This window comes from Marichromatium purpuratum 984 (assembly GCF_000224005.2).
In the GTDB taxonomy this organism is placed as follows: domain Bacteria; phylum Pseudomonadota; class Gammaproteobacteria; order Chromatiales; family Chromatiaceae; genus Marichromatium; species Marichromatium purpuratum.
This window is the reverse complement of record NZ_CP007031.1, coordinates 1,841,595-1,863,037: the sequence shown is the minus strand read 5'-3', so window position 1 is coordinate 1,863,037 and position 21,443 is coordinate 1,841,595. Positions and strand designations below refer to the sequence as shown.

The window sequence follows — 21,443 nt, the reverse complement described above, 5'->3', positions numbered from 1 at the left end:
CACCGCCCGGAGGTGTCGCGATGAAGGCCGTGATCCTCTGGTCGATCCGTCAGCGGATGCTGGTACTGCTCGGCGCGCTGGCGCTCGCCGTCTGGGGCGCGCAGGCGCTGCGCACCACGCCGCTCGATGCCATCCCCGATCTCTCCGACGTGCAGGTGATCGTGCGCACCAGCTTCCCCGGCCAGTCGCCGCGGGTGGTCGAGGAACAAGTCACCTATCCGCTCACCACCACCATGCTGGCCGTCCCCGGCGCCAAGGTGGTGCGCGGTTACAGCTTCTTCGGCGACAGCTATGTCTATGTGCTGTTCGAGGACGGCACCGATCTCTACTGGGCGCGCTCGCGGGTGCTCGAGTATCTCAACCAGGCCGCCGCGAGCCTCCCCGAGGGCGTCCAGCCCCGGCTCGGGCCGGATGCCTCCGGGGTCGGCTGGATCTACAGCTATGCCCTGGTCGATCGCAGCGGTCGGCACGACATCGCCGAGCTGCGCAGCCTCCAGGACTGGTTCCTCAAGTTCGAGCTGCAGGCGGTGCCGGGGGTGGCCGAGGTGGCCACGGTCGGCGGCATGGTGCGCCAGTACCAGGTAGTGGTCGATCCCGATCGGTTGCGTGCCTACGGCATCCCGCTGGCGCGGGTGGCCGAGGCGCTGCGCGCGGCCAATGCCGAGGTTGGCGGCTCGGTGCTGGAGCTGGCCGAGGCCGAGTACATGCTCCGCACCCGCGGCTATTTGCGCGGGGTCGAGGACATCGAGACCATCCCGCTGGGCGCCACCGAGGGCGGCACCCCGATCCTGCTGCGTGACCTGGCGCGGGTGCGGATCGGGCCGCAGATGCGCCGCGCGGTGGCCGATCTCGACGGCGAGGGCGAGGTTACCGGGGGGATCGTGGTGATGCGCTCGGGCGAGAACGCGCTGGCCACCATCGCCGCCGTCGAGGCGCGACTCGATGCGCTCGCCGCCGGGCTCCCCGAGGGCGTGGAGATCGTCGAGACCTACGACCGCTCGCGGCTGATCCGCGCCGCCGTCGACAACCTCGGCGACAAGCTCGTCGAGGAGTTCGTCGTCGTCGCCCTGGTCTGCGTGCTCTTTCTCGTCCACCTGCGCTCGGCGCTGGTGGCCATCGTCAGCCTGCCGCTGGGGGTGCTGGCCGCCTTCCTGGTGATGAACGCACAGGGGATCAACGCCAACATCATGTCGCTCGGCGGTATCGCCATCGCCATCGGTGCCATGGTCGATGCCGCCATCGTGATGGTGGAGAACGCCCACAAGCACCTCGAACGCGCCGGCCCCGGCATCGATCGCGCCGCTCACTGGCGGGTGATCGGCGAGGCGGCCACCGAGGTCGGACCGGCGCTGTTCTTCTCGCTGTTGATCATCACCCTGAGCTTCCTGCCGGTGTTCGCGCTCGAGGCGCAGGAGGGACGGCTGTTCGCGCCCCTGGCCTATACCAAGACCTATGCGATGGCCGCCGCGGCGGGGCTCGCCGTCACCCTGGTGCCGGTGCTGATGGGCTATCTGGTGCGTGGCCGCATCCCGCGCGAGCAGGCCAATCCGCTCAACCGCGTGCTGATCGCCGGCTACCGGCCCGTGCTCGGCGCGGTGCTGCGCCGCCCGCGCTCGACGCTGGTGGCCGCCGGGATGCTGCTCTACAGCAGCCTGATCCCGCTCGGCGGGGTGGGCGTGCTGCTTGCGCCGCTCAAGTGGCCCTTCCAGCTCGTCTCGGCGGTAGTCGAGACCCCGCTCGCCGAACGCGCCGAGGCCCGGGTGGGGCAGTGGCAGCAGGCGCTCGCCGAGGGTTGGCGCGCGCACCTCGGCGCGCTGCCGGTGATCGGCGGTTGGGATCGCGGGCTGGGCTCGGAGTTCATGCCCGAGCTCGACGAGGGCGATCTGATGTACATGCCGACCACGCTGCCCGGGATCTCGATTGGCAAGGCGCGCGAGCTGTTGCAGCTCACCGACCGGCTGATCGCCTCGGTGCCCGAGGTCGAGCGGGTGTTCGGCAAGGTCGGGCGCGCCGAGACCGCCACCGACCCGGCGCCGCTGACCATGATCGAGACCTTCATCCATCTCAAGCCGCGCGAGGCGTGGCGCGAGGGGATGACGCTCGCGCGGCTGATCGACGAACTTGACGAACGCGTCCAGGTGCCCGGCGTGACCAACGCCTGGGTGATGCCGATCAAGACCCGCATCGACATGCTCGCCACCGGCATCAAGACCCCGATCGGGGTGAAGATCTCGGGGCCGGATCTGGCCGAGATCGAGCGGCTGGGCCAGGCGCTGGAGCCGATCCTGATGGGGATCGAGGGCACGGTCTCGGCCTATTCCGAGCGTGTCGCCGGGGGGCGCTATGTCGAGATCCGCCCCGACCGTCTGGCCGCCGCGCGCGTCGGGCTGAACATCGACGACATCAACCAGGTGGTGGCCGCCGGGATCGGCGGCATCGAGGTCACCCGCACCGTCGAGGGGCTGGAGCGCTATCCGGTCAATCTGCGTTTCCCGCGCGATCGGCGCGCCGATCTCGAGGCGCTGCGGGAGCTTCCGATCGTCACCCCGAGCGGGGCGCAGGTCGCGCTCGGGCAGGTCGCCGAGGTGGTGATCGTCGACGGACCGCCGCTGCTCAAGAGCGAGAACGCGCGGCTCACCGGCTGGACCTTCGTCGACATCCGCGGTCGTGATCTCGGCGGCTATGTCGCCGAGGCGCGGGCGCGGGTGCAGGAGGCGCTGGCGCTGCCGCCGGGCTACGCGCTCGACTGGTCGGGCCAGTACGAGTCGATGGAGCGCGCCCAGGCGCGGCTGGCGCAGGTGCTGCCGCTGACCCTGGCGATCATCCTGGTGCTGCTCTATCTCGCCTTCGGCTCGCTCGGGCGAGCACTGCTGGTGCTCGGCTCGCTGCCGCTGGCGCTGGTCGGCGGGCTGTGGCTGATCTATCTGCTCGACTACAACCTCTCGGTGGCAGTCGCGGTGGGCTTCATCGCCCTGGCCGGGGTGGCGGCGGAGTTCGGCGTGGTGATGCTGGTCTATCTCGACGCGGCGCTCGCGCGCCGCCGCGCCGAGGGACGGCTCGATGACCGCGCGGCGCTCCACGCCGGGCTGATCGAGGGCGCAGTGCTGCGCATCCGTCCCAAGGCGATGACGGTGGCGACCATCTTCGCCGGGTTGCTGCCGATCATGCTCGGCGCCGGGGTCGGCTCGGAGGTGATGCGCCGCATCGCCGCGCCCATGGTCGGCGGCATGATCACCGCGCCGCTGCTCAGCCTGCTGTTGCTGCCGACGGCCTACGCCCTCTGGTACCGGCGCGGGCTGCGCTGAGCGGGGCCGCGTCCGGGGCGCCTAGCGCGCGAGCCCGGGCGCGGCCTTGACGATCAATCCGCCGGTCGGCACCCCGATGTCGTCGGCGATCACCCCGCACTTGGCCTGGAGCAGGAAGACGATGGGCGCCTCGACCTCGCTCAGGCTCTCGTAGTTGGCCTGCCCCTTGGCGATGATCAGCGGCGCGGCGGCGAAGCGCGCGCCGAACGCGGCCGAGCAGCGATCGAGCAGGGTGCCGACGGCGTCCGAGCCGTTGTCGACGAGGCTGGCGCAGCCGTCGAGCCCGGCGTCGCGTGCGTCCTCCAGGGTGGCGTCGTTGATCGCCGGGCCGCCCTTGCAGACATAGGTCACCGGCTGGTCGAGCTGCTCGATCAGGGCGCGGTCGAACACCGTCTCGCCGGCGTTGTCGCCGAGATAGAGCACCCGGTCGACGCGTGCGAGCGCTGCGCGCAGCACCGCCAGGTCGTCGATGGCGAAGGGCTGGCGCAGCACCCGATCGAGGGTGGCCTCGAGGTCGTAGTGCTCGAACACCCCGAAGTCGATGATGTTGCCCGCGATCGCGCCGCGCACCGCCGTCTCCAGCGGATCGGCCGAGGCGGCGATGGCGGCGACCAGCCGTGGGTAGAGGTCGAGGGCGCGGCGCGTCGCCTCCTGCTTGGCCGCGAGATAGGGATCGACGGCGCCGGTGCGGGTGCGCACCAGACGGTGGATGGTCTCGGCCATCCGTGGCGGCGTGGTGTTGAGCGGCAGCTTCTGCAACTCGGCCATGCTCTCGACCAGGATCGCGTGCTGCAGCGCCTGATCGGCGCCGGCGCGCCGCGCCGCGCTCAGCGCCTGGCGCAGGAAGCAGGGATAACAGTCGAGATGGGTGTGCATGGCGGTTTCGTCGGTTGCTGGCAGGGAGCAGCGACCCTAGCACGGGGTGGCGACGCGGCGCCTTGACGACTGTCGCCGCGCGCTGCCCGACTATGCTTCTTGGTGCAGGGGTGTGTCGCAGCGGATCGGCAGCATCAGGAGGTCGTCATGAACCAGGAACCCTCGTCCCTCGAACCCTCGCTCAGCGAATTGCTCGCGGCCCTGACCGATGCCGTCGGTCGGGGCGATCGTGCGCGGGCGCAGGCCCTGGCGCTCGAGATCCGTCAGCGGCTGGTGGCCGAGTCGGCGTGGCTCGACGAGGCCGAACGCCAGGTCGGCGCGCTGCTGGCCGGTCTCGATCGCCAGTCGCCCATCATCGTGCGTCTGGCGGGTGATCTCGGCGCGTCGTCGTGGCCGCTTGCGACCGACGACAGACACTTCGTCGTCGACAGGGGGCAGGCACCCCAGCGCGCTGGCATCCCGGCGTGGTCCATGACCACAGCCGCCCCGGCTACCGGCGAGGTCTATCCGGTGTGGTTCGGCACCAACCGCCGCCCGGACGGGGCGGGGGGCTATGGCGGCGAGCGCGACACCCAGGTCCACTATGGTCGGGCGCTGGTCCAGGTCCCCGAGGCGCATCGCTTCGGCGAGACCGGCAGTGGTTTCTGGACCCGTTTGCTGCGTCTCGACCTGCGCGACGACCGGCTGCGGCTGCGCGCCGTCGAGTCGCGCACGCCCGCGGCCTGCCTCGCCGAGGTCGCGGCGACCGTGGCGGCGGCGCGCGAGGCCGGCGAGCAGGCCCAGGCAATGGTCTATCTGCACGGCTACAACACCAGCTTCGAGGAGGCGGCGATCCGCGCCGCGCAGATCGGCTATGACCTCAAGGTGCCGGCCACCGCCTTCTTCAGCTGGCCCTCGCAGGGGACTCTCGCGGCCTATCCCGCCGACGAGGCGGCGATCGAGGCGAGCGAGCGACTGATCGCCGACTTCCTCGTCGCGTTCGCCCGCGACTGCGGTACCGACCGGGTGCACCTAGTCGCGCACAGCATGGGCAATCGTGGTCTGTTGCGGGCGTTGCAGCGGATCGCGGCAGGGGCCGGGGAGGCGGGGGTGCGCTTCGCACAGGTGTTTCTCGCCGCGCCCGACGTCGATCGTGACCTCTTCCTCGATCTCGCCAGACTCTATCCGCGTCACAGCGAGCGCACCACGCTCTATGCCTCCGCCGCCGATCGCGCGGTGCACCTCTCCTCCAGACTCCACGGCGCGCCGCGTGCGGGCTATTTCGAGCCCTATACGGTGGTGCCCGGGGTGGATACGGTGGCCGTGCCCGACTTCGACCTCGACCTGCTCGGCCACGGTTATTTCGCCCAGGCCGAGGCGTTGCTGCACGATCTCTTCGAGCTGATGCGCCACGACAGCGCGCCGGCGGCGCGACAGCGTCTGCGTCCACTCGACGGGGCTGGCGCCGGGGTCTGGTCATTGGTCAGATAGTGCTTGAGGATCAAAGGACTGGCCCCATGAATGATCACCTCATCACCAATCAGTCTCCGTGAGCTGTATCAGTACCCGGGACGGATCGAACACAGGGAGGAGCGAGATGACTGAGCCGACTTGCGTGATCCTGGTCGAGGGGGACGCCGAGCTGCGGACCTCCCTCGCCAAGGCCCTCGGGGACGCCGGCTGTACGGTCGCAACCGCGCCCGACGGACTGTCCTTCTATCGTCAACTCAGCGAGCAGAACTTCGCCGTGGTGGTCGTCGATCTCACGCTGCCGGATCAGCCGGGACAGGTGCTGATCGATTACGCCAGACGGCAGACCGCGAGTGCCATCGTTGCCATCGGCGCGCGTGGTGAGGTCGAGATCCGGGTCGGCTGCTATCAGGCCGGAGCCGATCTGTTCCTGCAGACGCCGGTCGACCCACAGGAGTTGGCCGCCGCCGTCTCCAACCTGGCGCGACGCCATGTCCAGCTCCGCGATGCCGCGCAGCGTCTCGTCGGCTGGCGCTTGCAGGTGCATCGACGGGCGTTGGACATCCCCGGCGCCGGCACCCTGGAACTCAGTCCACGCGAGTGTCAGCTGCTCGACCTGCTCTCGCCCGGGTCGGGTGCCGCAGTGCGGCGTTGCGAGCTGCTCGATCGGCTCTATGCGCGGCGCGACGAGAGTGCTGAGCGCGCGCTCGAGACTCTGGTTCGCCGTACCCGACGCAAGATCGCCGGCCATCATCCGGGGCCGAGCCCCATCCTCACCCAGCACGGTGTCGGCTATGCCTTCGCCACCCCGCTGATGCGGACCTGAGGCCTTGGTCAGAACCGGTCAGACAGGGACGGTTCCCGTGGGTTGAACGACGCTGGCCGGCCTGTCAACGTGCAGCCGGCGTCCGGGATCGTCCCGGCGCTCACGACAACCACAATGGAGAAACCGGGATGAAGACCTTCAGCGCAGTGGCAGTGATGGCCCTGGTCTGTGCCACCTCGGGGGCGGCGCTCGCCGAGGACATGGAGAAGGGGGTGAACGCCTTTCGCGCCTGCTACGCCAGCGACATTCCATCGGGGATGACCGGCGCGCCGGAGCTGACCATTCAGGTGGTGGTCGACTCCCAGCCCGAGCACAAGGCGATGGGGATGGGCAAGGTGACCTGGGGTTCGGTGCAGGGCTTCGAGCCGATGGAGACCGAGATCAGCGGCCCCTGGTACTACATGTGCACCATGAGCGCCTGCTCGATCCGCTTCGACTTCTCCGGCGAGGGGCTGGACGGCATGCTGGTGGCGACCAACTGGGGCTCGCCCGGCACCTTCAAGTACAGCTTCAACGACGGCGACATGGTCGAACAGAAGGCGATGGTGTGTAACTGATCTGGATCAGCCTCCAGCGGCCAGCCGACAGCCTCCGGTGGAGAAGCGTGGCTGACCGCTGGAAGCTGATCGCTCATTTTTCAGCCTCCAGCGGCCAGCTGACAGCCTCCAGTGGGGAGGGCCAACGTCATGATTTGGCGACAGTGGCGTGCATACTGCCGCGATGGCGAGAGAAGACGTCCCGCTGGTAGCTGACGACTGGATGCTTACCGCTTTATCCCTTCGCGTCCTTTGCGGTTCGAGTCAGCTTCCAGCGATCAGCATCCAGCCTCCAGTATCGGTGTGCGGTCGACCGCAACGCGACGAGACGAAACGAAACAAGTCAGCCTCTTCACTGGCGGCTGGCGGCTGGCGGCTGGCGGCTGGCGGCTGGCGGTTCGGCCGATGGGCACGCTGCGCTTTGCCCATCCTACCGGCTGGCGGTTCAGCCGAGCCCCATCTCCTCGAGCAGCTCATCGCTGCGCATCACCTGGCAATAGATCATGTTGAGGATCTCCAGCTCGTGCTGGTGCAGGCTGTCGCTGCCGGCGGCGCAACAGTCCTCGAGAAGGATGACGTGGAAGCTCTCGTCGGCGAGGCTGCGCACCGTCGAGGAGACGCACTGGTCGGTGTAGATGCCGGTGACGATGACGTTGCGGATGCCCATGTTGTTGAGCACCAGACGCAGGTTGGTCCCGGTGAGGGCGCTGTCGGTGGTCTTGGTGACGACGATCTCGCCCGGCTCCGGAGCCAGCTCCGGGACGATCTGCGAGGCCGCGGTGTCGAGCGGCATCAGCAGATTGTTCCAGCCCGGCAGCTTCTGGCTCAGCGAGCGGTCGCGACCGTCTTCGAGTAGACAGGCGATGCGGGCGTGGATGACGTCGATTCCGGCGGCGCGGAAGCGTTGCTGGAGGGCGCGGAGGTTGGGGATCAAGGTCTCGCGCATACGTTGCTGGAAGGGGGCCCAGCGGGCGCGTTCTTCGGGGTCGTCGGCGAGCACCATGCCGTAGTTCTGCACGTCGATGCAGAGCAGCGCGGTCTCCTCGGGGGAGAGCGGCGGGAGTTCCGGTGCGGGCGCCTTGGCGTAGTAGAAGGAGCGGTGTCGCGTCTTCCAGGTCATGCGCGGGACCTCCTTGGATGCGCGGGCGGGGTGCCATGCGGCTTGTCCCCAGAACCTGTGGTTCGTTCTGTGGATAAGTTGTGACGAGTTGCGCTAGGTCGTTGAGATAAAAGCGGCCGAGACGGACTGGTCGAATCCTGTCCACCAGAGGCTAATCTCTAAGCGTAGTCCAGAAAGATCACACTCACCAGTGATCCAGGACAAGCATGGGCGAGAAGGGGGGCCAGCGACCAGCGGGATTGAACCGCTAAGCCGCCAAGAGCGCGAAGGTGAAGAAAGGCTTCCAGCCGCCAGCCTCCAGTGAGGGGCAGTGTTGTCTCGTCGCGGTTGACCACACACCGACACTGGAGGCTGGTCGCTTTCTTCGCGTCCTTTGGGTCTTTGCGGTTCAATCTCCCGGCGGCTGTCGGCTACTGCAGGGCCGGGACTAACTGCTGTCGTCGTCGTGCGGTGGCGACCAGGGTGATGCCGAGCATCACCGCCGCGGCGGTCAGGCCGGCGAGCAGTCCCAGCCACAGACCGGCCGGTCCGCGTGCCGGGCCGAACAGATCGGTGAGCGCGAGGCTGTAGCCGATCGGCAGGCCGATGGCCCAGTAGGCGATCAGGGTGATGATCATCGGCGTGCGGGTGTTCTGGTAGCCGCGCAGGGCGCCGGCGGCGGTCACCTGGACGGCGTCGGAGAGCTGGTAGAGCGCGGCATAGACGATCAGCTGGGTGGCCACGGCGATCACCGCCGGGTCCGGGGTGTAGAGCCGCGCGACCCAGTCACGTCCGAGCAGGATCAGCACGGCTGAGCAGCAGGCCAGGGTCAACGCCGTGCCCAGTGCGACCCGGGTGCTGAAGCGCGCCTCCCGGATCGAGCCGCGTCCGAGCGCCTGACCGACTCGTACCGTGGTCGCCATCGACAGCGACAGGGGCACCATGAAGATCAGGGTGGAAAAGTTGAGCGCGACCTGGTGTCCGGCCACCACCACCGGTCCGAGACCGCCGATGAGCAGGGCGATGACGGCGAAGATGCTGGCCTCGGCGAATACCGCGATGCCGATCGGTACACCGAGCGCGAGCAGTGCGCCGAGGGTGGCGAGGTCGGGGCGCTCGATCCGGGCGAAGGGGGCGTAGCGATGATAGCGCGGCGCGAGCGCGATCCAGAGCGCCAAACCGGCGAGCATGAACCACATCACCAGCGCCGTGGCCCAGCCGCAGCCGACACCACCGAGCGCTGGTAGCCCGAACCAGCCACCGTGGATGAAGACATGGTTGGCCGGGATGTTGAGCAGCAGCCCGAGCAGTCCGAGGACCATGTAGGGACGCGGCTGTCCCAGCCCGTCGCAGAAGCTGCGCAGCACCTGAAACAGCGCCGCCGCCGGGAAGCCGAACGCGACCGCCTGCAGATAGCCCATGGTCGGGGCGATCAGCTCGGGGTCGATCCGCATCACCTCCAGCAGAGGTTGCGCCGAGGCCAGCACCGCGGCGGCGAGTGCTCCGAGCGCGAACGCCAGCCACAGCGCCTGACGCACCAGCGGCCCGGTCGCGCCCAGTCGTCCGGCGCCGACGAGGTGGGCGACCTTGGGGGTGGTGGCCATCAGCACCCCGTTCATCAGCAGGAAGACCGGGATCCACACCGAGTTGCCGAGCGCCACCGCGGCGAGATCGCGCGCCCCGACCCGACCGGCCATCAGGGTGTCGACGAAGCCCATCGCGGTGTGCGAGAGCTGGGTGATGAGGATCGGCCAGGCCAGGGCGATCAAGGCGAGGAACTCGACGCGGACACGTCGGGCGGTGGTGCGCTGGGAAGACATGAAAACCGTCTTGAAAAACAGTTAATTATCTTCTCTTTGCCTGGAGGTTGTCAATCGCTGCGAAACGTGTATTTGCTGGCGACCAGCGACCAGCGACCAGCGACCAGCGACCAGCGACCAGCGACCAGCAGGATTGAACCGCAAAGCCGCAAAGTGCGCGAAGATGAAGAAAGGCTTCCAGCTGCCAGCCACCAGTGAGGGGGCAGGGTTGTCTCGTCGCGTCGCGGTCGACCGCAAATCGACACTGGAGGCTGCTTGCTGGAGGCTGGTCGCGTCCTTTGCGGTTCAATCTCTTGTCGGTTTGAGTCTCCGCACTGACTTGCACGCGGCGAGTGTAATGCTATAACGTCCCGCGCTCTGTCTTGCGATTTCTCAACGCCTCTTCCATGCCGTCTCCGATCCATCCACACCCCCGTCGTGCGCGTGGCCCATTGGCTGCGTTGCTGCTCGGTGTCGTGTTGTTGTGGGCGCAGACGGCGCTGGCGGCGCATCAGCTCGAGCACCTGGTCCACGATCACGATGGCCCCTGTCTGATCTGTCTGGGGGGCGTCGGGATCGGCTCGCCGCTCGGGGCCTCGCCGCTGTCGCTGTATCAGGTCCGCCTGTGCGAGGCCGGACGGCTGTGCTCGGCGCCGCTTGTTTGGCCGGATGCGCGCTCCTTCCTGCCTCAGCGCGCTCGCGCGCCCCCCGGTTCGGTTCGCTGTTGATCGCTGTGACGTTTTCGATCACCCGCTGGTGACCGTTGGCGTCCTTGTGCTCCACCCAATGATCAGGAACCGAAGCCATGTCCACACCGAACCTGGTGCGTGGCGGAGCGGGCGCGCTCGCGCTGCTGCTGCCGCTGTGTGCCACAGCCACGACCGATGATGCCGAGATCGCCGAGCTGCGCGCGATGATCGAGGCGATGAAAGGTCAGTACGAGACCCGTATCCAGTCGCTCGAACGCCGTCTCGCCGAGGCCGAGTCGCGGACGCCGCCACGGGCGACCGCCGCCCCCAGTGGCACCGAGTCGCGTCCGATGCGCGCGCCCGTGGTGCACCAGGCGCCGACACCCGCGCCGACGCGTGGCGCGCTGAGCGCGGCCAATGCCTTCAATCCGCAGATCTCGGTGATCCTCGACGGCAACTACTATCACGACGACCTCGATGGCGAGGGCTCGGGCCTGGTCGGCCAGGCCTTCCAGCCCTCCGGCGGCGACCATCACGATCACGACCACGCCGGTCACAGCCACGGCACCTTCGACAACGGCTTCAATATGCGCGAGGCGGAGCTGAGCTTCACCGCGACCATCGACCCCTATTTCGACGCCGCCATGCACATGGCCGTCGACAGCGACGGCAACGTCGAACTCGAGGAGGCCTATCTGCAGACCCGCGCGCTGCCGCACGGGCTGCGGGTCAAGGCCGGACGCTTCCTCAGCGGCTTCGGCTACGCCAACGCCCAGCACCCGCACCAGTGGGCCTTCGTCGACCAGAACCTGCCCTATCTCAACCTGCTCGGGGTGCACGGTCTGCAGGACACCGGGGTGCAGCTGACCTGGCTGCCGGCGCTGCCGGTCTACACCCTGGTCGGGGTCGAGGCGCTGCAGGGCGATCAGGAGCGCTTCGGCGCCACCTTCGGCGACGAGACCCTGGAATCGCTCGGGCTCGACGAGGCCGGCGACGGCCCGCGGCTGTGGACCGCCTTCGCCAAGATCGCCCCCGACCTCGGCGACCAGCACGCGCTGCAGTTCGGTGTCTCCTTCGCCCATGGCGACCGTCAGCAGGAGCTGCACGCCCATACCCATGGTCATGACCACGACGCCGAGGTGCACCAGACCGCGCTCGACGGCGACGCCGATCTCTGGGGTGTCGATCTGGTCTACGCCTATGACGCGCCTGGCTACGGCGGCAAGGGCGACCTGCGGCTGCAGAGCGAGTATCTGCGCTCGATCAAGGACCTCGACATCATCGCCAGCGCCCATCCCGAGCAGCTCGGCGAGCGGCGCACCTTCACCACCGACGGGCTCTACGCCCAGCTCACCTATGGGATCGCGCCGCGCTGGACCCTGGGGCTGCGCTATGACGTGCTCGGCCTGACCAACAGCGTCGGTGGCGACGCCGATGCCGACTACGGCAGCTCCGAGCGCTGGACCCTGGGGCTGACCTGGGGGCTGACGGAGTTCTCCCAGTTGCGCGCGCAGTACGCCCGCAACGACATCCTGGTAGCCGAGGATACGCGCGAGCGCTTCGACGCCTTCTATCTGCAGTTCCTGATGAGCATGGGCAGCCACGGCGCCCACGCCTTCTAGTGCCCCGGAGGAACGCCATGAACAGATCCCTGATGATCCGCGCGGGCGTGCTGCTCGCGGCCCTGGTCGCGCTACCGGCGCAGGCGCTCGAGGTGGTGGCCACCAGCCCGAGCATGGGCGCGCTGGTGCGCGCGGTCGGCGGCACGGACACCGCACTGACGGTGCTCTCCGGGCCCGAGCGCGACCTGCACCGGTTGCAGGCGCGCCCGAGCATGATCGGCGCGCTGCGCCGTGCCGATCTGGTGGTGGCGGTCGGTGCTGAGCTGGAGATCGGCTGGTTGCCGCTGGCGATCGCCAGCGCCGCCAACCCGGCGATCCGCCCCGAGACCCCGGGCTATTTCGAGGCCGCCGCCCAAGTCGCGCTGCTCGATGTCGGCACTCCGGCCGATCGCGCGCTCGGTGACGTCCACCCGCTCGGCAATCCGCACCTCAACCTCGATCCGCTGCGCATGGCGACGGTGGCGCGGGCGCTGGCCGAGCGCATGGCCGCCCTCGACCCGGCCGGTGGCCCCGACTATCGCGCCGGCGCCGCGCGCTTTGCCGCCGCCGTCGAGCGGCGCCTGCCGGCGTGGTCGGCGCGGCTCGACGGCGCGCCGGGCGCGGTGCTCCACCACCGCGACGGCGTCTATCTGCTCGATCGCTTTGGCGTGCCGCTGCTCGGCACCATCGAGCCGGTGCCCGGGGTGCCGCCGAGCGGTCGTCAGCTGAACGCGCTTACCGAGCGGCTGCGGGGCCAGGCCGGGGTGGTGATCCACGCGCCGTATCAGCCGGCACGCCCGGCCGAACGGCTCGCCGCCGCGCTCGACTGGCCGGTGGCGGTGCTGGCGCTGGAGCCGGCGCGAGAGGCCGACGGCGCGGCCTATCTGGCGCACATCGACCGCTGGGTCGAGGTGCTCGCCGGGGCGGCGCGGCGATGAGCGAGTCGCTGTTGCGGCTCGACGGACTGGTCGCGGGCCATCGCGCGCCCGTGGTCGGTCCGCTCTCGTTCGCCCTGGGGCGTGGCGAGGTGCTGGGGCTGTGGGGCGGCAACGGCAGCGGCAAGTCGACCCTGCTCAACGCCATCGCCCGCGCCGCGCGGGTGTTCGCCGGGACGATCCGGCGCGCGCCCGGGTTGCGCCTGAGCTATCAGGAGCAGCGCCCGGTGCGTCTTGACCCCATGCCAATGACCGGCGCCGACCTGCTGCGTGCCGCCGGGCTCGACCCGCGCCGTGCACCGGCGCCCTTGGTCGCGCTGCTCGGCCAGCGACTCGATCGGCTCAGCGGCGGTCAGTACCAGCTGCTCTGCGTGTGGTGCGCGCTTGGCGCCGAGGTCGATCTGGTGCTGCTCGACGAGCCGACCAACAACCTCGATCCCGGCGCCGAGCGTTCGCTGCGCGTGCTGCTGGAGACGGCGCGCGCGGACCGAGCGGTGTTGCTGGTCAGTCACGAGCGCGCCTTTCTCGACGCGGTGAGCACCCGGGTGCTGACGCTCGAGGCCGGAGAGCGGTCATGAACGAGGGACTCGCACTGCTCGTCGACCCGCTGTTCCGGGTGCCGCTGCTCACCGGGCTGGCGGCGAGCCTCGCGCTCGCGCCGATCGGGGTGTTGTTAATGCTCCGCGACGAGTGGCTGGCGGCGCTGGGGCTGGCGCATCTGGCGGCCGCCGGCGCCCTCGGCGGGCTCGCGCTCGGCGCGCCGGGGCTCGCCGGTGCCGGGCTCGGCGCGCTCGGCGGTGGACTGGTCAAGGGAGCGCTGGGGCGCCGTGGCAACGGTGTCTATGGCTTCATGATCCTGATCGGCTGGGCGTTGCTGCTGCTGATCGCGGCCAATAGCGCGGTGGGCGAGGGGCTGGGGCAGGCGCTGATCGACGGTCAGCTCTACTTCGCCCGCTGGCCCGAGCTGATCGCGGCACTGGCGCTGGCGCTCGCGCTACTGTGGGCGTTGCCCCGGCTGGCCTGGCCGCTGTTGCGCGCGCGTCTGCTGCCCCGGCTCGACCGCGCCAATGGCCGCGCGGCCTGGCGCACCCACCTGGGGATGGATCTCGTCGCCGCGCTCGGCATGGCGGTGGGCACCGCCACGCTGGGATTGATGGGGGCCTTCGCGCTGGTGTTCGTGCCGGCCTGGGTGGCCTTCCGGGTGGCGCACGGCTGGCGTGCGACCTGGGTGGTAGCGGGGATTTTCGCCGTCGCCGGTTATCTCGGCGCCTTCGTGCTGGCGCTGGCGCTCGATCAGCCCTTCGGCCCGGTGCTGGTGGCGGTGCTGGTGTTGCTGGCCTGGGGCGCGAGCGCGCTCCAGGCGGGGTGGCGATTGCTGACGGGCTGGCGCTGAACGGACTCAGTGGCAGGGATCGCTCCACCAGTGCGAGAGCCGTTGTTCGAGTTCCCGCGCCGGCAGCCCCTCGTAGTGGGAGATGTCGTTGAACAGCCGCAGCCGGGCGCGCACCTCGCTGGCGAAGTCGAGGATGGTCAGCCCCGCCGGGCTCTGGTCGAGCCGGTCGCGATAGCCGCGCGCGTCGAAGCCGAGCAGACTGCTGACCAGTAGCCGGTTGGTGCCCTTGTGGGCGACCACCAGCACCGAGCGGTCGTGGTGGTCGTGGACGATGCGGCGCATCACCGGCAGGGCGCGGGCGAGCACGTCGATCCCCGACTCGCCACCCTTGGGCGCGCTGGTCAGCGGATCCTCCTGCCAGGCGCTGTACTCCTCGGCGAAGTCGGCGGCGACCTGCTCGCGGGTCAGGCCCTCCCAGTGACCGTAGTCGATCTCGCGCAGCCCGGGCTCGGGGGTGGGTTCGAGACCGTGTGACTCGGCGATGATCCGCGCCGTCTCCATGGTGCGCCCCATCGGGCTGGCGAAGACCGCATCGAGGCTGTCGCAACGCAGTCGCGCGGCGAGCGCACGGACCTGGGTGCGTCCCTGCTCGGAGAGCGGCACGTCGGTGGAGCCGGCAAAGCGGTCCTCGGCGGTGAGTTCGGTGGCGCCGTGGCGCACCAGATAGATTCGGGTCGGCATCTTGTTCTCCTCGTTGGCTCCCGATTGTCCCTTATGTCCCCATGGTCGGGGCGCTCGTGGTCGATGTCCAGGCGGAGCGGGCGCGAGAGGCTTGCTGGCGTGACACGCGGGAGCCTTGGGCTGTGTCAGAATGGATGGCCGGAGCGGTGGCGGGTTCCGTGGGGGATGCGCCGGTGACGAACGGCGGTTTTCGCGATGATGGAGGTCTTGGCCCGGTCATGAGCGTACGGAAGACGCGCAGGCGTACGAGCAAGGGGGGGACTCACGGGAAGACGCGGCGTGGCAAGTCGGGGCCGTTGCGGCTGCTGGTGCTGACGGCGCTGGTGCTGGCGGCGCTCTCGGTGGTGATGGTCGGCACGCTGCGCTGGCTCGATCCGCCGAGTTCGGCGTTCATGCTCGGACAGCGGCTCTCCGGACTGTGGACCGAGGGCCGCGCGCCGCGACTGGCGTATCGCTGGGTCGATCTCGACGATATCGACCCGGAGCTGGCGCTGGCGGTGATCGCCGCCGAGGACCAGCGCTTTCCCGAGCACTACGGCTTCGACCTGGTCGAGCTGCGTCAGGTGCTGGCCGACCTCGGCGAGGGCGGCCCCAGCCGGGGCGCGAGCACCCTCACCCAGCAGACGGCCAAGAACCTGTTCCTGTGGTCGGGCCGGGACTATCTGCGCAAGGGCGTCGAGGCCTGGTTCACGGTGCTGATCGAGACGCTGTGGCCGAAGCGACGCATCCTCGAGGTCTATCTCAACATCGCCCAGTTCGGTCCCGAGGTCTATGGCGCCGAGGCCGCCAGCCGTCGCTACTTCGACCGTTCCGCGGCCAACCTCGGGCGGTCACGCGCCGCCCGGCTCGCGGCGGTGCTGCCCGATCCACGCGGCTATCGGCTCGATCGCCCCAGTGAGCGACGGGAGCGGCGTGTGGGCTGGATCCTCGCCCAGATGCGCCAGCTCGGCGGTATCGCCTATCTCGAGCGGCTGCGCTGAGCGCGGCCTTGCGGGGCGGGACGCGATCGCGCAGGATGTCGCCGCCGGTGCCGCGCTGATGGGGTATCGGGATGAGGCGTGCCCGGTGCGCGCGCCCTGGAGTCGCCCTTGGAACACGCAGCCGATCAGCAGCCCGCCCCGGAACAGCCACCTTCGTCCGCGCCGCGGCGTCTCGCGCCGGGGCGCTGGCTGCTGCGCCTGTCGAGCGCGCTGCTCGGCACCGGGTTGCAGCTCATGCTGCTGGGGCTGCTCGGTGCTGCGGCCTTCGTCCACTTCACCCTGCCCGAGCTGCCCGACGTCGAGCAGCTGCGCGACGTCCAGCTCCAGGAGCCGTTGCGGGTCTACAGTGCCGATGGCGCGCTGATCGGCGAGTTCGGCGTGCAGCGCCGCCGCCCGGTGCGCTATCGCGATGTCCCGGCGCTGGTGGTGCAGGCGGTGCTCGCCACCGAGGACAGCCGTTTCTTCCAGCACCGTGGCGTCGACCTGGTGGGGCTGGCGCGCGCCTCGCTGAGCTATGCCCTGACCGGCGAGAAGTCGCAGGGCGGTAGCACCATCAGCATGCAGCTCACCCGCAACTTCTTCCTCTCGCCGGAGAAGACCTTCGCGCGCAAGCTCGCCGAGGTGTTGCTGACCCTGCGCGTCGAGCGCACCCTGACCAAGCAGCAGATCCTCGAGCTCTATCTCAACAAGATCTTCTTCGGCCATCGCGCCTACGGCATCTCGGCGGCCGCGGCGCTCTACTACGACAAGCCGCTCGACGCGCTGACCCTGCCCGAGGTGGCGATGCTCGCCGGCATCCCCCAGGCGCCCTCGAGCAACAACCCGGTGACCGACCCGGCGCGGGCGCTCGAGCGGCGCAACCATGTGCTCGGGCGGATGCACGCACTCGGCTATATCGACACGCCGCGCTACGAGCAGGCGATCCGCACGCCCGACCGGGCGCGGTTGCATCGCCGCCTGCCCGACCTGGAGGCCGGACACGTCGCCGAGATGGCGCGCCAGGAGATCATCGAGCACTACGGCGAGACCGCGCTCGGGCACGGTTATCGGGTCTTCACCACCATCGACACCCGGTTGCAGCGCGCCGCGCAGGGTGCGGTGCGCGAGGCGCTGCACGACTACGACCGGCGTCACGGCTATCGCGGCGCCGAGGTGCGCATCGAGCTTGCCGGGCGCTCCGAGTCGGCGCTCGATGCGCTGCTCGCCGCTCACCCGCCGTTCGGTGGGTTGCGCGCGGCGCTGGTCACCGCGGTCTCGGCGCGCGCGGCCGAGCTCTATCTCGGGCGGGGGGAGCGCGCGCGGCTCGATCTCGGGGCGGTCGCCTGGGCGCGGCCCCTGATCGACGAGAACCGGCGCGGGCGCCGTCCTCGACGTGTCGGCGACGTGCTCGCCGTCGGCGATCTGGTGCGACTCTCGCGTGGTGAGGACGGCGACTGGCGGCTCGATCAGCTGCCGGCGGTCGCCGGTGCGCTGGTCTCGATCGATCCGCGCGACGGCGCGGTGCTGGCGCTGGTCGGGGGCTACGACTTCGCCGCGAGCAAGTTCAACCGCGCGCTCGACATGCGTCGTCAGCCCGGTTCGAGCTTCAAGCCCTTCATCTATGCCGCCGCGCTCGCCGAGGGCTGGACCCCGGCGAGCCTGGTGCGTGACGGTCCGGTGGAGCTGCCGCGCGGCTCGCGCTGGAACCCGCAGAACGCCGATCGTCGCGCGCTCGGTCCGATCCGGTTGCGTCCGGCGCTGGCGCGCTCGCGCAACCTCGCCACCATCAATCTGCTGCAGAGCGTCGGGTTGGAGGACGCCAAGCGCTATCTCGAACGCTTCGGCTTCGCCCTGATCGACAACCCCGTCGGATTGTCGCTGGCGCTCGGCACCGTGGAGCTCTCTCCGGTGAGTCTGGCCGAGGGCTATGCGGTATTCGCCAATGGCGGCTACCACGTGCGCCCGCACTTCATCACTCGGATCGAGGACGGCGAGGGTCGGGAGGTCTTCGTCGCCGCGCCGCCGCGCGCCTGCGACGACTGCTGGTACCGGCGTGGTGGCGGCGAGACCCGCACCCGGGCGCTCGCCGCCACCGGCGGCGCGGCCGAGCGGGTGATCGACCCGCGCATCGCCTATCAGATGACCTCGATGTTGCGCGACGTCATTGAGGTCGGCACCGGGCGGCGCGCCCGCGCCCTCGGGCGTGCCGACGTGGTCGGCAAGACCGGCACCACCAACGACCTGCGCGACTCCTGGTTCGCCGGCTATCAGGCCGACTTCGTCACCATCGCCTGGATGGGCTTCGACGACTTCTCCGAGCTCGGTCGCGGCGAGTACGGCGGCGTGGCGGCCCTGGGGATGTGGGTCGAATTCATGCGCCAGGCGCTCGCCGAGCGTCCGGTGGCGACGCTGAAGCCGCCGTCGGGGATGGTGCGGGTGCGGATCGATCCGGCGCGCGGGGTCGAGTCACGGGGGCCGGGCAGCATCGCCGAGCTGGTGCGCGAGGAGTATCGCCTGATGCTGCTCGGCCCGGATCCGATCCGCGCGGCGCCCGCGCCCGTGGTCGAGGACAGCTCGCCGCGGGTGCTCGACGAGCTGTTCTGAGGCGTCGGCTCAGCCGGCGCAGGGCAGGGGGACGATCGCGCGCTGTTCGCGTTGCAGTCGTTGCAGGGTCTCGCGCAGCTCGCCGAGACGCTCAAGCAGCCGCGTGCGCTGGGTGGCATCGAGGCTGGCGCCGAACCGGGCGGCGAGGGTGACGAGCTGTTCGGTCAGGCGCTCGCCGTCGCGGCGCAGCGCCGCCGGCATGGCGTCGAACTCGACCAGCCAGCCATGGAGGAAGGCGGCGATCCGTGCCTCCCCGGCGCCCTCGTCGAGCAGCGTCATCAGCCGGGTACGCTGGTCGGCGCGATAGGCGTCGAGCGCGGGCTGGCTGCGCGGCATCGCCGCGGTCAGCTCGCGCACCAGCTGCTGCTGGCTCGCGCTGAGCGGTCCGGTCCAGTCGCTGAGATTGCGGATATAGCGCCGGGCGCGCTTGCGCCGTTCGCGTTCGGGGTCGGCGGGTGCGGCGCGCTCGGCGTCGCGCTCGCGCCACAGTCGTTCGAGCCGCTGGCGCTGCGCCGGGGTGAGGGTGGCGAGCAGCGGTGCGGTGGCGTCGACGAAGAGTTCGGCGTGCTGGCGGTAGATCGGTTCAGCGGCGGCCATCAGGCAGGCGAGATCCTCACGGGCGAAACCGCGCTCGCTCGTCAGGATCAATCCGTCGAGCAGGGCGGTGAGCCGGGGCAGCGCCTCGCGGCGGTGACGCGTCTGGACCTGTTCGAGTCTGTCCGTCCAGCGGCGCAGCTGTTGCGGCGCGAGGTCGATGCGGTGATCGACATAGACGGCGGTGAGGAAGGGGGCATTGTCGTAGACCAGCGAGACCCGGCTGCAGCCGCCGCCGAGCAGACCGAGTGCGACCAGCACCACGACCCCGAGGTGACGACTCATCCGGCCTGCTCCAGTTCGAGCGTCGGCGCCGCGAACAGATATCCCTGTGCCCAGTGCACGCCGAGTTCGCCGAGGACCTGGGCGGTGGGTTCGTCCTCGACGCATTCGGCGATGGTGGTGATGCCGAGCGAGTCGGCGGTGTACTGGATGCTGGCCACCAGGGCGCGCGACTTGGGTCTGGTGCGGACCTGCGCGATCAGTTCACGGTCGATCTTGATGAAGGAGATCGGCAGCTCGGCGAGATAGCCGAGCGAGGAATAGCCGCCGCCGAAGTCGTCGATGGCGAGCCGGAAGCCCTGGTCGAGAAAGGGCGCGAGGGTGGTCCTGAGCTGATGGGCATGGCCGAGCGGCTCGCGCTCGGTGATCTGCAGGACCAGCGCGCGGGTGCGTCGCCCGGGGCCGAGCCGCGGGCACAGTGCCGCGGCGTGCTGGGCGAGTGCGGCGACCCGCTCGGGGCGGCGCAACAGGTCGCCGGAGAGGTTGATGAAGCGCTTGATGGCGGGACGCTGATCGCCCTCGACGGCGCAGCGGGCGATGGCGCGGCGTCCGAGGATGTCGTCGATACGGTGGAGCAGGTTGAGCCGGTCGGCGATCTCGACGAACTCCTGGGCGCAGAGCACCTGCTCGGTGCCGACGACGATGCGGGCGAGCGCTTCTTCGGCGACCTGGGTGCGACTGGCGAGATCGACGATGCTCTGATAGGCCGGGTGGAGCTGGCCGTCGCGAATGGCCCGTTGCACCAGGGCTGCGGTGGAGAGATTGTGGGCCTGCTCGGCGTTGGTGACACAGGTGCGGTTGCGCCCGCGTAGCTTGGCCTCGTAGAGACCCGCGTCGGCGCGGGCGAGGACATCGTCGACACTGTCGTGGCCAGCGGTGCATTCGGCCACTCCTGCACTCACCGTCACCTCGAAGCGGCGTTCGGCAAACTCCGGGCGGGCACGCTCGACGGCCTGGCGCATCCGTTCGATGCCTTGGTAGGCCTGCTCGATCCGGGTGGCGGGCAACACCACCAGGAATTCCTCGCCGCCCCAGCGGCCCACCCAGTCGCCCTGACGGATGCTGCGTCTGAGCGCGAGGGCGACCTGCTTGAGGATGTGGTCGCCGGCGCAGTGACCATGGATGTCGTTGATCAGCTTGAAGCGGTCGATGTCGAACAGGGCGAGACAGTAGGGGCTGCCCGAGCGATCGCTGCGCGCCTGCTCGAGTCGCAGATAACCGTTGAGCGCGCGCCGGTTGGGCAGGCCGGTGAGTTCGTCATGGGTGGCCATCTGGAACATCCGCTGCTCGAGCCGGCTCAGCCGCTCGCTCTGGACCGAGGCGCCGAGGACATTGGCCGCCGCGCGCAGCGCCTGGATCTCGACCTCACTCCAGTGACGCCTGCGGGTGCAGTCGTCGAAACCGATGAACCCCCACCAGTGCTTGGCGACGAAGACCGGCACCACGACCAGCGAGCTGATCCCCTGGGCCAGGAGGATCTCGCGCTCGCCCTCGGGCAGGGTCTCGACGCAGCCCTGCACCACGCCCCCGCCACGCAGGGTCTGACACCAGCGGGCGAAGCCGGTCTCGATCGGGAAACTCTGCAGCTGGTTGTTACCGATCTGGCTCTCGATGCCGGGAGCCGAGAACTCGTGACGCTGACTGGTGTAGAGTATCCCGTCGATACCAAGATGGTTCTCGAAGACATAGGCGCGGCTGGCATGGGTCGCCCGCGCCAGGTGCTCGAGCATCCGCGGCACGTATTCTCCCCAGTTCGCGCAGCCGAAGTACTCGGCGGCGAGCCCCACGGCCTTGAAGATTGCGCTGGCGCTGTCG

The 21,443-nt window shown here is 69.7% G+C and carries 17 protein-coding genes; 11 read left to right on the top strand and 6 right to left on the bottom strand.

Translation table 11 applies throughout. The features are described 5' to 3' along the window. The first annotated feature begins 20 nt into the window (after positions 1-20). Complete coding sequence (locus MARPU_RS08345) at positions 21-3,305, top strand: efflux RND transporter permease subunit (protein ID WP_005223953.1); 3,285 nt, start codon at positions 21-23, stop codon at positions 3,303-3,305. Between the two features lie 21 nt (positions 3,306-3,326). Here MARPU_RS08345 and MARPU_RS08340 read toward each other — a convergent pair whose 3' ends face one another. Then, on the bottom strand, positions 3,327-4,181 hold the full coding sequence (locus tag MARPU_RS08340; RefSeq protein ID WP_005223952.1) for a damage-control phosphatase ARMT1 family protein: 855 nt from the start codon (positions 4,179-4,181) through the stop codon (positions 3,327-3,329). 147 nt (positions 4,182-4,328) lie between these two features. Between MARPU_RS08340 and MARPU_RS16645 the strand changes: the two genes are divergently transcribed. The 3 genes from MARPU_RS16645 (at position 4,329) to MARPU_RS08325 (ending at position 7,013) form a co-directional block, all read left to right on the top strand. After that, positions 4,329-5,651 carry an alpha/beta hydrolase gene (locus MARPU_RS16645; protein WP_005223951.1) on the top strand — a complete coding sequence of 441 codons (1,323 nt, stop codon included), beginning with the start codon at positions 4,329-4,331 and terminating at the stop codon, positions 5,649-5,651. A 106-nt stretch (positions 5,652-5,757) separates the two neighbouring features. Beyond that, positions 5,758-6,456, top strand: a complete 699-nt coding sequence (locus MARPU_RS08330; protein ID WP_005223950.1) for a response regulator transcription factor — start codon at positions 5,758-5,760, stop codon at positions 6,454-6,456. A 128-nt stretch (positions 6,457-6,584) separates the two neighbouring features. Beyond that, positions 6,585-7,013: a DUF1842 domain-containing protein gene (locus MARPU_RS08325; protein ID WP_005223949.1), complete on the top strand. Its 429-nt coding sequence runs from the start codon at positions 6,585-6,587 to the stop codon at positions 7,011-7,013. A 424-nt stretch (positions 7,014-7,437) separates the two neighbouring features. Here MARPU_RS08325 and MARPU_RS08320 read toward each other — a convergent pair whose 3' ends face one another. Beyond that, positions 7,438-8,112, bottom strand: coding sequence for a cysteine hydrolase family protein (locus tag MARPU_RS08320; RefSeq protein WP_005223948.1), 675 nt, complete (start codon positions 8,110-8,112; stop codon positions 7,438-7,440). 410 nt (positions 8,113-8,522) lie between these two features. Further along, entirely contained in the window at positions 8,523-9,911 is a 1,389-nt protein-coding gene (locus tag MARPU_RS08315) for an MATE family efflux transporter (RefSeq protein WP_005223947.1), read from the bottom strand. A gap of 386 nt (positions 9,912-10,297) precedes the next feature. Between MARPU_RS08315 and MARPU_RS08310 the strand changes: the two genes are divergently transcribed. The 5 genes from MARPU_RS08310 (at position 10,298) to MARPU_RS08290 (ending at position 14,508) form a co-directional block, all read left to right on the top strand. Then, the gene (locus tag MARPU_RS08310; protein WP_005223946.1) at positions 10,298-10,618 is read left to right on the top strand and encodes a hypothetical protein; all 321 of its coding nucleotides are present in this window, start codon (positions 10,298-10,300) and stop codon (positions 10,616-10,618) included. Between the two features lie 77 nt (positions 10,619-10,695). After that, positions 10,696-12,201 carry a TonB-dependent receptor gene (locus tag MARPU_RS08305; RefSeq protein WP_005223945.1) on the top strand — a complete coding sequence of 502 codons (1,506 nt, stop codon included), beginning with the start codon at positions 10,696-10,698 and terminating at the stop codon, positions 12,199-12,201. 17 nt (positions 12,202-12,218) lie between these two features. After that, a complete protein-coding gene (locus tag MARPU_RS08300) occupies positions 12,219-13,118 on the top strand; it encodes a metal ABC transporter substrate-binding protein (protein WP_005223944.1) in 900 nt (299 codons plus the stop codon). Further along, positions 13,115-13,693, top strand: a complete 579-nt coding sequence (locus tag MARPU_RS08295; RefSeq protein ID WP_005223943.1) for an ATP-binding cassette domain-containing protein — start codon at positions 13,115-13,117, stop codon at positions 13,691-13,693. The genes MARPU_RS08300 and MARPU_RS08295 overlap by 4 nt, the downstream gene beginning before the upstream one ends. Then, positions 13,690-14,508 carry a metal ABC transporter permease gene (locus MARPU_RS08290; protein ID WP_005223942.1) on the top strand — a complete coding sequence of 273 codons (819 nt, stop codon included), beginning with the start codon at positions 13,690-13,692 and terminating at the stop codon, positions 14,506-14,508. The genes MARPU_RS08295 and MARPU_RS08290 overlap by 4 nt, the downstream gene beginning before the upstream one ends. Before the next feature lie 6 nt (positions 14,509-14,514). Here the strand turns inward: MARPU_RS08290 and MARPU_RS08285 are convergent, their stop codons facing one another. Further along, a complete protein-coding gene (locus MARPU_RS08285) occupies positions 14,515-15,189 on the bottom strand; it encodes a histidine phosphatase family protein (RefSeq protein ID WP_005223941.1) in 675 nt (224 codons plus the stop codon). Between the two features lie 218 nt (positions 15,190-15,407). Between MARPU_RS08285 and mtgA the strand changes: the two genes are divergently transcribed. Next, entirely contained in the window at positions 15,408-16,169 is a 762-nt protein-coding gene (gene mtgA / locus MARPU_RS08280) for a monofunctional biosynthetic peptidoglycan transglycosylase (protein ID WP_005223940.1), read from the top strand. 108 nt (positions 16,170-16,277) lie between these two features. Then, positions 16,278-18,752, top strand: a complete 2,475-nt coding sequence (locus MARPU_RS08275; protein ID WP_005223939.1) for a penicillin-binding protein 1A — start codon at positions 16,278-16,280, stop codon at positions 18,750-18,752. Positions 18,753-18,761: 9 nt separating this feature from the next. Here the strand turns inward: MARPU_RS08275 and MARPU_RS08270 are convergent, their stop codons facing one another. Beyond that, a complete protein-coding gene (locus MARPU_RS08270; protein WP_005223938.1) occupies positions 18,762-19,631 on the bottom strand; it encodes a DUF6279 family lipoprotein in 870 nt (289 codons plus the stop codon). Next, on the bottom strand, positions 19,628-21,415 hold the full coding sequence (locus tag MARPU_RS08265) for a putative bifunctional diguanylate cyclase/phosphodiesterase (RefSeq protein ID WP_025275211.1): 1,788 nt from the start codon (positions 21,413-21,415) through the stop codon (positions 19,628-19,630). The genes MARPU_RS08270 and MARPU_RS08265 overlap by 4 nt, the downstream gene beginning before the upstream one ends. Positions 21,416-21,443 lie beyond the last annotated feature (28 nt).